Source organism: Paenibacillus sp. M2 (assembly GCF_046713495.1).
GTDB classification, from domain to species: domain Bacteria; phylum Bacillota; class Bacilli; order Paenibacillales; family Paenibacillaceae; genus Paenibacillus; species Paenibacillus amylolyticus_B.
Genome location: NZ_CP169648.1, coordinates 3406782 through 3418819, shown reverse-complemented (window position 1 = coordinate 3418819; position 12038 = coordinate 3406782). Strand labels below are relative to the sequence as shown.

The 12038-nt window shown below is 44.2% G+C and carries 8 protein-coding genes; 1 reads left to right on the top strand and 7 read right to left on the bottom strand.

Annotated features, from left to right (window positions below; genetic code table 11):
- Window positions 1-53: 53 nt before the first annotated feature.
- The 7 genes from ACETMN_RS15580 to ACETMN_RS15550 form a co-directional block, all read right to left on the bottom strand.
- Window positions 54-974: a carbohydrate ABC transporter permease gene (locus ACETMN_RS15580; RefSeq protein ID WP_036615816.1), complete on the bottom strand. Its 921-nt coding sequence runs from the start codon at window positions 972-974 to the stop codon at window positions 54-56.
- 15 nt (window positions 975-989) lie between these two features.
- The gene (locus tag ACETMN_RS15575; RefSeq protein WP_047844314.1) at window positions 990-1931 is read right to left on the bottom strand and encodes an ABC transporter permease; all 942 of its coding nucleotides are present in this window, start codon (window positions 1929-1931) and stop codon (window positions 990-992) included.
- 137 nt (window positions 1932-2068) lie between these two features.
- On the bottom strand, window positions 2069-3745 hold the full coding sequence (locus tag ACETMN_RS15570) for an ABC transporter substrate-binding protein (protein ID WP_411736319.1): 1677 nt from the start codon (window positions 3743-3745) through the stop codon (window positions 2069-2071).
- Window positions 3746-3787: 42 nt separating this feature from the next.
- Complete coding sequence (locus ACETMN_RS15565; protein WP_036615821.1) at window positions 3788-5449, bottom strand: ABC transporter substrate-binding protein; 1662 nt, start codon at window positions 5447-5449, stop codon at window positions 3788-3790.
- A 121-nt stretch (window positions 5450-5570) separates the two neighbouring features.
- Complete coding sequence (locus ACETMN_RS15560) at window positions 5571-7283, bottom strand: sensor histidine kinase (protein WP_411736318.1); 1713 nt, start codon at window positions 7281-7283, stop codon at window positions 5571-5573.
- Between the two features lie 5 nt (window positions 7284-7288).
- Window positions 7289-8875 carry a response regulator gene (locus tag ACETMN_RS15555; RefSeq protein WP_411736317.1) on the bottom strand — a complete coding sequence of 529 codons (1587 nt, stop codon included), beginning with the start codon at window positions 8873-8875 and terminating at the stop codon, window positions 7289-7291.
- Window positions 8876-8976: 101 nt separating this feature from the next.
- Window positions 8977-10959, bottom strand: coding sequence for a hypothetical protein (locus ACETMN_RS15550; RefSeq protein ID WP_411736316.1), 1983 nt, complete (start codon window positions 10957-10959; stop codon window positions 8977-8979).
- A gap of 159 nt (window positions 10960-11118) precedes the next feature.
- On the opposite strand from ACETMN_RS15550, the gene ACETMN_RS15545 reads away from it, so the two are divergent.
- Window positions 11119-11970: an AraC family transcriptional regulator gene (locus ACETMN_RS15545; RefSeq protein WP_036671148.1), complete on the top strand. Its 852-nt coding sequence runs from the start codon at window positions 11119-11121 to the stop codon at window positions 11968-11970.
- The last annotated feature ends 68 nt before the right edge of the window (window positions 11971-12038 follow it).

Sequence of the window (12038 nt, the reverse complement as noted above, 5' to 3'; positions counted from 1 at the left end):
GGTATAGTTTGTTGCGTTTTCATAAGTTCAATGAAATTATATTCAGGTCATGACTATCCCTTCACGCCACCAATCGTCATACCCTGGACAAAGTATTTCTGTAAGAACGGATACACCATCAGAATAGGAACACTTGCAATAATGGTCATGGTCGCTCGAATCGAGGTTGGTGTGACCGCCGTTGCATTGCTTTCGGCAGACTGATAAGCATCACTTGCTGATGAAGTCGCTGAGGTTGTCGAAGTTTGCAGAATCTTCATCAACTCATACTGCAATGTGCTTAATTCTTTATTGGAAGAGTTGTACAGGAATACATCGAACCAGGAATTCCATTGTCCCACAGCTACAAAGAGTGATACGGTTGCCATTGCGGGAATCGTTAGCGGCAGGACAACGCGGATAAATGTCGTGAACTCCCCTGCCCCGTCAATACGGGCTGACTCCAGAATGCCTTCAGGAAGACCTTCAATAAATGAACGGATGACAATCATATTGAAGACACCGATTACACCCGGAATGATATATACCCAGAAGGAACCGATCAATCCAAGGTCTCGAATCAGCAGATAACCGGGGATCAACCCCCCGCTGAAATACATGGTGAATACAAAAAACATCGTAACAAACTTGCGAAGCACAAATTCCTGACGACTAACCGTATACGCGAGCATGGCTGTACAGAAGACGGACACCACGGTTCCAATGATCGTACGCAGCGCTGAGATCAGAGTTGCGTGATAAATATCGGATTCGCCAAAAATGTATTTGTAGTTGTCCAGTGTCCATACACGAGGCCATAGATATATTCCACCCCGAATGGCATCGTTTGCATTATTGAAGGATACGGCAATCATATTAACAAAGGGATAGATCGTCACAATCATCAGACATACCATGAAGATGATGTTAAAGGTGTCAAACGCTCGATCCCCGGTGCTGCTATTCCGCAAGCGGGATGTGTTTCCTTTACGCATGGCATAGGCCTCCTTTTAGAATAGTCTGCTCTCTCCCATTTTTTTCGCTATATAGTTCGCCGAGAAAAGGAAGATGAAGCTGACCACAGTTTTGAATATGCCAGCTGCTGTACCTAAGGAAAAGTTCCCCATCCCTAATCCATATTTCAGTACAAAGATGTCCAGATTCTCCGAATAGTCCATATTCATCCCGTTACCCAGCAGATATTGCGGTTCGAATCCGGATTCAAGAATACTTCCCATGTTCATGATCAACAAGATCACAATAACCGGTTTCAAGCCAGGCAGGGTGATATATAACATCCGTTTGAAGCGACTGGCTCCATCAATCTCGGCAGCCTCATATTGCGCCGGATCAATTGCCGTAATTGCTGCCAGATAGATAATGGTGTTCCAACCGACATCTTTCCAGACCTCAGTTGCCCCCAGAATACCCCAGAAGTATTCTCCTTTCCCCATCCATAGTACCGGACTGTCAATCAGGTGAAGCTTCATCAGCAGCAGATTGATAATTCCGTCTGGTGACAGGACTGTTAATACAATGCTGGAAGCAACAACCCACGAGATAAAGTGAGGCAGATAACTGACGGTTTGCACAAAACGTTTAAATATGACATTTTTCAGCTCATTCAACAAGAGAGCCAGCGTAATTGCTGTCACAAATCCCAACACCAGTTTAATGGAACTCATAACGAGTGTATTTCGCAGCACCCGGTAGAAGGTATTGTCTTCAAATAACGTACTAAAATGTTGCCAACCTACCCATTGCTGATCCGAGAAGGACCTTGCCGGTTTGAAATTCTGAAAAGCCATGGTCCATCCCCATAACGGCAGGTACTTGAAGATAAAAGCCCAGATGACAAAAGGAATACACATCCAGGCAAGCGTTCGTTGCTGCACAAGTCGCTTAAAGAACGAGTGTGCTCTGGTTCCCTTCGGACTCGAGGCTGGAGGCATCGAGTTAAGGGAGACATTAGGTTTCTCCACGGTGAACCTGCTCCTTTCCTGTGCTGTTATTCATGCGAGGAGAAGCCGGAGTTTATGCTCTTTCGTCTTCTCCTGCGCATGTAACAGTTTGTTTTAAAGTGTTCGTATTACCATTTTCCTGCTACACGATCCTTCACAACTTTGGTAATGGTCGCTTCATAACCAGCTTTGTCCAATTTGTTCAATTCAGCCATGTAGGCATCCCACAGCTTATCAAAATTCGATGGTGCTCCCAAGATCATTTCCGGTAAGTATTTACGTTGCAGATCATCCGATTTGGTGGTGAAGATCTGTTCAGGTGATCCTTGCTCAAGGGCGATGGACCATGCGGGGAACCATGGCCGCTCTTCCGGTTTGTTAAATAATTCACTAAAGGTTTGGATACCGTAGGCTTCAAGGAACTTGTTGTCTCCCTCGGTGTAAGATGCAGCGGCTACTTCTGGCTGGTTGCCAGGGCTATAAGCATTACCATCGGTTAGTGTAGATTCACCGCCATATTTCGGCCAGTCTGTCCCAAAGTAGGTGAACCCGAATTTACGGCTGAGCTCCAGATCATCATGAGCCTTGCGTTGATCTTCATTTGCATAATAGAATCGGCCCTTTTCATCCACACTGTACGTCTCATCCTTGATTCCCCATTGCACCAGAACCTGATTCTCTTCCTTCAGCAAATTATCAAAATATTTGATGATACGAACAGGGTCTTTGGCATTCACCGAGATACCTGTTGCATAGTTGTTGACAAAGCCGGGAGGATCCACATACTGATCCTTGATTCCTTCATCAAACACAATCGGAAGTGGAGCGTAGCGCTTCTCATCAATGCCTGCAGAGAGCAAGTTTTTCGATGCATCCCCAATCTGCCAGCCATAATTGAAGTATCCTAGCACACGACCCGAAGTCAGCTTGGCCAAGTACTGGTCTTTGTTCATCGTAAAGGATTCCGGATCAAGCATGCCTTGAGCATTGATTTCATTCAACTTCTGAATCCATTTTTTCTGGGCATCTGTTCCGGCGACAACTTTTGCCTCATGGGTAGTCATGTCGACCATGACACTGCCATCGTTCGGATAACCGGCAAGATGCATCGCTGGATTTTGCAGTGTGAAGAAGTTATTAGCCACACCCGCAAGTGACACAAATCCGATTGTGTCTGCACCGTCGACAGTTGGATGTTTTTCCTTATAATCCTGAATTAGATCAAAATATTCATCCAGTGTAGTGATCTTGGGATAATCAAACTCTTTGAGCACAGATCGTTGAATCCAGAAAGCTCCTCCGCCCACATTTGGACTACCTGAATACTCACCCTGATTAGCCGTATAAGGCAGAGCATAGATTTTACCATCTTCGGCATTTTTCATTTTATCGAAATATGGTCCATACACCCTTTTGATATTAGGACCGTATTCCTCAATCAGATCATCCAGCGGAATATAGGCACCTGCATCCAGTAACTTGGACATCTCACCACTGGAGCTAATGACATCAGGATAGTCTCCACTGGCAATCATGACACCGGCTTTTGTAGCACTATCACCTACCAGATATTCCATCTTCCAGTCCACACCCGTCTGCTCTTGCAACGCTTTACCGATGGTAGTTTCGCTTGCCAGAACATCCTTCTTGCCTGGAGAGAACATGTAATACGAGAACGTGACTGGACTGTTCTCATCATCACCTGTGGCTGAAGGCGCTGATGACGAACTGTTTTGACTGCACCCAGCCAGCAAAGCTGTTAGTAATACAGCTAAACCCGCTGTTCTAAATTTTGGTTTTAACATGTGAATATTCCCCCGTTCCGTGTTTTCTCTTGTGGATTACACTCACCATTTGCCAGCTACACGATCCTTAACTGCCTGTGTTATCGTAGCTTCGTATGTTTTCTTGTCGAGTTGATTCAATTGACTCATATATTCATTCCATGTGTTCTCGAAAGTGGAAGGCGAATCCATAATCATTTTGGGTAAATATTTCTTCTGGAGGTCTTCTGCCTTGGTGATAAAAATCTGTTCAGGAGAGCCCTGCTCCAGTGCAATAGACCAAGCAGGAGACCAAGGACGCTCATCCGGTGTGCTGAATAGTTCTGTGAATGTCTCCACACCATATTTCTCTAACAACAGCTTGTCACCGTCCGTGTAACTAAAGGTAGCCACTTCTGGTTGGTTGCCCGGTCCATAGGCGTTGCCATCCTCCAGCACGGAGTTATTCCCGTAACGAGGCCAGCTGTAATTAAAATAGTCAAAGCCGAATTTACGACTTAATTCCGGATCTTCATGTGCTTTGCGTTGGTCATCATTTTCAAAGTAAAAGCGGCCCTCATCATTCACACTATACGTCTCGTTCTCAACACCCCATTGAACCAGAATCTGGTTTTCTTCCTTGAGCAAATTATCAAAATATTTAATAATTCGCACGGGATCTTTGGCATTTACGGTAATTCCGACACCGTAGTTGTTCACAAAACCTGGCGGGTCCACATACTGATCTTTGACACTGTCATCAAATACGATCGGTAGAGATACGTATCGTTTATCGTCAATACCAGCCTTCTTGAGGTTGTTCGTTGCGTCTCCAACTTGCCAGGAGTAACTGAAATATCCCAGCACCCGACCGGACGTCAACTTGGCGAGATACTGATCCTGGTTCATTGTGAAGGATTCTGGATCAAACATCCCCTGTGCGTTAACCTCGCTCAGCTTCTGAATCCATTGTTTCTGATAATCAGATCCGGCTACCAGTTTGGCTTCATGACTCTGCATATCCACCATCACACTGCCATCGTTTGGATAACCTGCCAGATGCATAGCCGGATTTAGCAGTGTGAAAAAGCTGCCCGATTCACCAGCAAGTGTGGCGAAGCCGATGGTTTCTTTTCCATCGATCTGCGGATGCTTTTGCTTGTATTGCTCAATCAAGTCAAAATATTCGTCCAGCGTTTTGATCTTGGGATAGTTAAACTCTTTTAACACAGCACGCTGAATATAAAAGCCGGTCTGAAAATTAGGCTCTGACACATAACCGATGTTGGCAGTGTATGGCAAGAAGTATATCTTTCCATCCTCCTGTCTGAATTTGTCCATATAAGACCCGTATACCCGCTTGATGTTAGGCCCGTATTGATCGATCAGTTCATCCAGCGGGATAAAAGAACCTGCATCCATCAATTTGGCCATTTCACCACTGGAGTCGATGATGTCGGGGTAATCCCCACTCGCAATCATTACACCTGCCTTGGTTGCACCGTCGCCCACCAGATATTCCATCTTCCAGTCAACGCCTGTTTGTTCCTGTAGCTTCTTGCCAATGGTCGTGCTGCTTGCCAGAATGTCCTTCTTCCCACCGCCAAACGTGAAATATTTAAAGGTGACCGGGGTGTTGTCATTACTGTCAGGATAAGAGGCTTCCGGGCTGGCTTTATTACAACCTGCCAGGGTTACAGCCAGTAAAATGGCCAGACCTGTTATAATGTTTTTTTTTCTAAACATGTAGCAAATGCCCCCTTAAAGTATTGTTTGTGTCTTTAAGCCTTCTCAATATATCAAGATAGCGCTTTCAAAGTTACCCATGAAAGTGTACCTCCTACTTTGAAAAGTATATCCCTCGTATTTAGTCGCCTGGCATGGCTGATGGATCAAGCGGAAGCTTAATTTGGATACGCGTACCTTCTCCTTCCCATGTCTGGATGTCGAATGTAAAGTGATTTTTATAACAAAGTTTTAAGCGACTATACGCATTTTTCATGCCAACATGCTCTCCCATATCGGTGTTTTGATCCAAGTAACTTAACAACTCTTCCAATTTTGCTTGTGACATCCCTATACCGTTATCCGTTAGTCTGATATGGAGCTGGTCATTTTCCATTGAAACGAAGAGTTGAATGATGCCTACTCCCGGAGATGACTCAATTCCATGAATACTTGCATTCTCAACAAAGGGAAGGATAACCATCTTGGGGATTCGGTACATCAGTACCGCAGGATCTGCCTCAATGGTATATTGGAGTTTTTCTCCAAAGCGGTATTTTTGAATTTGCAAAAAACTCTCGATGAGTTCCAATTCTTCCTTCACTGTCACATCATTCTGATTCCAACTAATCGACTTGCGGAACATCTTGGCCATGTTATGCACGATTTTGGCAGTCTCTTTCTCACCTTTGATGAGGCTCCGCATACGTACCGACTCCAGCGTATTAAACAAAAAATGTGGGTTGATCTGACTATGGAGCGCATGAAGTTGTGCTTCCTGCTGCTTCAACTCCAGGTCTTTCTTTTGGATGTCGGCGAGATATACCTCATGAATCAGGTTATGGATCGTCTCGGTCATTCGATTAAATTCCATCGTGAGTTGACCTATTTCATCTCTTGCATCTTCAGGCGGAATCGTCTGGAAATTCTGTGTTTTTACTTTTTTCATATGTTTCAGAATACGCACCAGCCTGACATGGATGGATCTGGACATCGCCGCGATGATAATAGAAGGCAGGACAAAATTAATGCAAGCCAGCCATACGACGAAGGAACGGGACTTCCGCACCTCCTTCAACACAATTTCTTCATCCATCACTCCATGTAGGGACCACCCTTCCAGATAGTTAATGCCTGTATACGTAAGTTCAAAGGGAATCATTTTGTTCGGAAACTGGATCTCACTGTAACGTTTCCCTATCTGAGCTTCTGCTGTAGGATCATTTGAAAATTGGATGTGTCCTCCCGGATCAAGAAGATACACTTTTCCATCAAATCCGCTGTTGTGGAAATACTGCTTGATCATATCCATATTCAGGTCAATTTTAAGTAACTGCTCTCTCCCCCCAGTGTCCAGATTGTCGAGCCTTTGAACCAGACTTAACATCTGATCCGATGAGATCAATGCCGGATAAGGGGCGGAGTATGCCTGAAATTGAACGTACCAGTCCGAATTGCGGACCTCGTCAGTTAAACGATCAATATAACCGGAAGATAAAATGGTAGAATTATCGGTATACACTTGATACCAGCGAATTCCCTGATTCATTTGACCGGAGAATTGCCCTTTTAGATAGGAATTATAAGCGTCAATATACTCAAAATGACTTTGAAATGAACGGGAGATGGTGTCATTGAATACAGGGTCAGTATATAACGAATAAGAGAGACCGACGCCCTGATCAATGGTTACCCGCAGGTCGTTCTTCAGATTGTTCAAGGCCATGCCAGCATCACGAGTTTTCTGACTACGAATATTGGCGGATGTGACATTGTAAAACACCACATTGGTGACAACGATGGGAATAAACACAGATAAGACATACATGAGCAGTAGCTTATCTCGAAGCTTCATGTAATTCAGGTTCCATCTTGGCATTGTGCACCTCGCTGCTCATTTCCCATAAGGAGATTGCGATACTCTGTAGGCGATAACTTAACAAGTTTCTCAAACTGGGTTACAAAATAATCCGCATTCTGAAATCCTACACGTGCAGCAACCTCGTACATTCTCAGATCCGTCTGGCGTAATAACTTCTTCGCCTCATGAATCCGCAGGTTCAGCAGATAGTCATTGAAGTATTGATTGTAACTTTTGCGGAATAACCGCCCTAGATAAACGGGATTCATGTAGAAGAGCGCAGCAATGCTTTTGAGATTGATGTTCTCGGTATAATTTGCATCAATATATCGTTTGATCTTGCTGATATCTCCTTTGGATCGCTCCATTCGTAAATGAGAGACATAATCCTCGGCTTCCTCCAACGCGATGAGAAATGCATTCTTCAAAAGTCGTAAATTCCAACCTTCATGATTTTGTTGTGCCAGCTCCTTTAGCTGCTGCAACCCTTCATCATTCCCACCCATTTCGTGGACTACAGCAAGAATACCCGTTATATAACGCAAAAGAGAACCCGATACAGCCTGAGGAGAAAATCGATTCATATGAAACAATTTGAATTTCTCTTCTACAACCTTGTGATAAGCTGACCTATTCCCCTCTTCCAGGCTCAAAATTAATTGATCCACCTCGTCTTGATATACATTGAAAACAAACAGCGGTTTGTCCTTGATCTCCGTATAACGTACGATACCTCCAGTTTCAGCATACTTATGCTTGGCTGCTTCTTCAGCCGCCATAAGGGATTGTGTGACATCACCAATCTCTTTGACAAGTGTTCCTGCGTAAAGACCGATATCCAGGTTAAACCTTTTGCTCAGTGTTATATGAATATTATGCAGTTTATCCTGTAACGCCGAGCCCCCTTGATGATGATCAGGCCACAACAGTAATAATGCAAACATGCCGCGTTGTTGCTCACTGATGAACATTTTGCATAAATTACTCTCCAGAGAATGTACTGCTTCACGTAGCTGTTCAATGGTAATTTTAATTGCATCTAATCCGGTCTGAAGTTCGATCAAAGTCATGAGCAGACTGGAGTTACGATTGATCCCAAGCATCTCGGCATATCGATGTTCATCTTCCATCTGTACATGGCCCTTGATCACATCCTCCAGCATGATGTTACTGGCCTGTCCCTCAGCCAAAAGAATATGTTTTCTTTTATTGCAAATCAGATTAGCTGACTTCTGCAACGTCGCCGTCAGTTCTTCATCATCAATAGGCTTCAGGATATAGTCATGAACGCCGTACCTGATTGCCTGCTGTGCATATTTGAAGTCATGATAACCACTGATGATAATGAACACAGGTTCCAGATGTGGTATTTTCTCTACGGCACGTATCAGTTCCAGTCCATCCAGGATTGGCATGCGGATATCTGTTATAATCACGTCTGGTTGCAGGCATTTAATCAGATTTAATGCCTCTGCACCGTTCTCTGCCTCTCCGATAATCTCCATGTTAAGATCCATCCAATTTATGAGTTCATACAGCCCTTTTCGTACATACATCTCGTCATCTACCAGTAATACTTTTAACATCCGTGTGTCCCCTTTCCTCCAACGAAAATAAACCGCCGGTAGCGTGTCTCCCTATCGGCGGAATCTAATATGGTGACTGTTGTAGTTATTGCATAATACATTCATTCATGTCGTGCATAATCCCAATAGTCGCCAACGAGGCCTTCGATGATCGATCCACTGGCCCATGGCATCAGGCAAAACCAGGTGCTGGCTGGTGTACCATCCGCATATTTTTCAGTGACCAGTCCTTCCGAATGACAGAAGCGTTCAGACATCCATCCTTTTTTGCCATAGCCGAATTCTTGATCATAACGATTATAGGTCTGACAACCCCACCCGATGGTATCCATCATACGTTGACGAACATAATTCTCTTCCCTCTGTCCAACATAATACAATAGCTCATCCACTAGATTGCTGGACATAGGGTGAATATGCGGATTAGCTACTGAAGTAACACTTCCTCCGGAACTGGACCAGCCTAATGTACTGAGTGGCGGAATCTTAATAGGTGAGTTGTAACAAAATTTGAAGCTGAATTCATAACTGATCGCATCTCTCATGTGATCTAGATGCAGCTCGTCACCGGTCAACGCGTGCAGAAACCGAACAGCTTTGATGTAAGCCAGAATGCCTTCCGAATCAACAGCTTTGTCCGCATCCAGCGGAGCGCCGTAACATTCCATATGTTGCACATAGGTATTGTAATAGTGGGCTTCACTGCGTCTGAGCTCATCCAGAGAAGATTCATCATGGGTTAACCAACTGTAATATGCCTTGGCAGCAAGACACCAGACTCCACTAAAAGCATCATATTCAAGACCTGCTCCGGTCCGCTCTGACAAAATGGTGGGATATTCTCCATCCGTGTTTTTCGTGCACTCCAGACGATCAAGTACTTGCTTGACGTAAGCAAGCCAATCATCGTGTCTCACATTTCGAATGCGCTTCTCATAATCGTAGCTTTTCAGAATGTAGAACATCGCTTGAGCTACAAGGTAAGAGGAATGTCCTGGGGTACGCATGCCGTCGAACCACCAGCCTTTAACACTCCAGATCCCATCCTGATAAGCGTCATACGGAAGTCCGGATTCGGGATTCATGGCATTCTCGATAATATTGGTAATACAGGATAACGCCTGCTGTCGCATGGGCTCATTATTCAGGCGCAGTGCGGCCATAAGCATTGGTGCAGCGATGGTCATACCATTTGTCCAACTGATTGAGATAATTTTGTTGTATCGGTAGCCACCGGTTTCAGCAGCATCTTCATATACAAATGTAGAGTAATGACGATCCTCCGGAAGCCAGGCATACTCATAGATGGCATTGGACAAATCCGTTACCGTTGTCTGAGTGTCACTTCCTTCTCTTGGTTTTTCGTGATACCTCTTATAGATTGTTTCCAGTGCTGGATTGATGCCCAGTTCTGATTCAGACTCGTAGTTATATAGTTCAAGTGTGAGCCCAATCGATTCACCTGCAGCAAGTTCAAAACAGTTTTCTCCAAGGGCAGCTCGCTCATGGACAAGTCTGGATTTGATAAATAACAACGGAGCATTCTCATATCCCAACGTATATCCGACCGTACCCTTTTTAATAGAACATGAGAATCCCCCATATTGCACAAAGTTTCCTTCCATTCCTGGATACCATTGCTGCTTCTGGTTTCCTGTATTGATCCAGTAGGGACTTGCGCTTAGACCAACAATCCGACCTTCATCATAGATAAGTGCAGCTGGATGAGACAGACGATCACTTCTTACCATCCACCAGGGTGATGAAGGACGAGAAGGACTGCCCTCCCTTAGCCTGGGGAACTCATTTGGAACATTCTGAGGTGCTTCGCCCCGGTTGCGGCCATACATAAATGCAGGTAAAAAAAACCTCGGATTCTGTTTGTCCAACGGCATTTCCACATGAATAACCCCTGCCCAGGCATTCTGGCCCTCGTTGTAAATCTGAATGTCGGCTTGCCATGGGTCTTCTGCACTGCCGTTCCCGCTTGTTACTTTTACGTCAGCCTTGAGAGCATGCTTATTCAATGCCGTGTACTCTACGTTGTCCTGCGCTCTACTTCTAGCCGTGAAAATCAGATCCATCTTTTCCTCCAATCGCGTTGTACACACCTGAGTGGAAACGCTTGCAATTATGTATCCATCATGCTAGGATGGTTACATTTTATAGGTTCACGTCTGCAATTTCATTGCACAAACGGCTATATTTATTGCGCGAAACGACAAGGAGGTCATATATCTGATATGAATGAGACTTCAGAATACCTGTTTGATCCAATCCAGAATGAGCTGTTGTACCTTCATCGCACCACCACGTATAATATGGGAACGTTTTATCATCGACATAATGCATATGAACTCTACTTGTTTCTTCGTGGCAATGTGAATTTCTATATTGAGAACCGTTGTTACCATTTGCAACGTGGAGATCTGCTCGTTCTTAACCCGGAGGAGATGCACCGTTCCTTTGCCTTGGACAAAAACGAATATGAGAGAATTACCATAAATCTGAAAAAGTCATATCTGAACCGCTTGTCTACTTCAAGCACCAACTTATCCGCATGTTTCGACTACCGTCCCAAGGGTAAGGGTAATATCGTACATCTTGAAGAGGACGAACTTCAACGAGTGCTACAATTAGCTGGCGAGCTTGAACAGTGTCTCTCATCAAGTGACTATGGAGCGGATATTCTGAGGAATATTTTGATTACACAGCTACTTCTTCTAACGAATCTAACTTTTCAAAATACGGATTTTGTTGCAACGGATATTATGCCTGAACTAGTTCGAAACACGATGGATTACATTGAATGTAATCTGACGAGGCAACTGACGCTCGAACAATTGTCAGAGGCTATGTTCACAAATAGCAGCTATATTAGTCGACAATTCAAAAAGCATACCGGACTCACGATTCGAGCATACATTCTTAGTCGCCGTATAGAGCTGTCGAAATCTTATTTAATCGAAGGTTTAAGTATTACAGAGGCCTGTTATCAATCCGGTTTTGGAGATTATGCCAATTTTATTCGCAGCTTCACCAAGCAGGTAGGCACTTCACCTGGTAAATTTGTTAAATATGGAAGTCTTCTTTAAACATTGCATTAAGCAAAACACGCCAACTCTTGCCTATATCTTATTTTATCTCAGCCAAAAAAAAGAGC

What these genes read in the sequence shown, in the direction of transcription:
- ACETMN_RS15580 (WP_036615816.1), bottom strand. Translation starts at nt 974, where the DNA reads ATGCGTAAAGGAAACACATCCCGCTTGCGGAATAGCAGCACCGGGGAT.
- ACETMN_RS15575 (WP_047844314.1), bottom strand. Translation starts at nt 1,931, where the DNA reads ATGCCTCCAGCCTCGAGTCCGAAGGGAACCAGAGCACACTCGTTCTTT.
- ACETMN_RS15570 (WP_411736319.1), bottom strand. Translation starts at nt 3,745, where the DNA reads ATGTTAAAACCAAAATTTAGAACAGCGGGTTTAGCTGTATTACTAACA.
- ACETMN_RS15565 (WP_036615821.1), bottom strand. Translation starts at nt 5,449, where the DNA reads ATGTTTAGAAAAAAAAACATTATAACAGGTCTGGCCATTTTACTGGCT.
- ACETMN_RS15560 (WP_411736318.1), bottom strand. Translation starts at nt 7,283, where the DNA reads ATGAAGCTTCGAGATAAGCTACTGCTCATGTATGTCTTATCTGTGTTT.
- ACETMN_RS15555 (WP_411736317.1), bottom strand. Translation starts at nt 8,875, where the DNA reads ATGTTAAAAGTATTACTGGTAGATGACGAGATGTATGTACGAAAAGGG.
- ACETMN_RS15550 (WP_411736316.1), bottom strand. Translation starts at nt 10,959, where the DNA reads ATGGATCTGATTTTCACGGCTAGAAGTAGAGCGCAGGACAACGTAGAG.
- ACETMN_RS15545 (WP_036671148.1), top strand. Translation starts at nt 11,119, where the DNA reads ATGAATGAGACTTCAGAATACCTGTTTGATCCAATCCAGAATGAGCTG.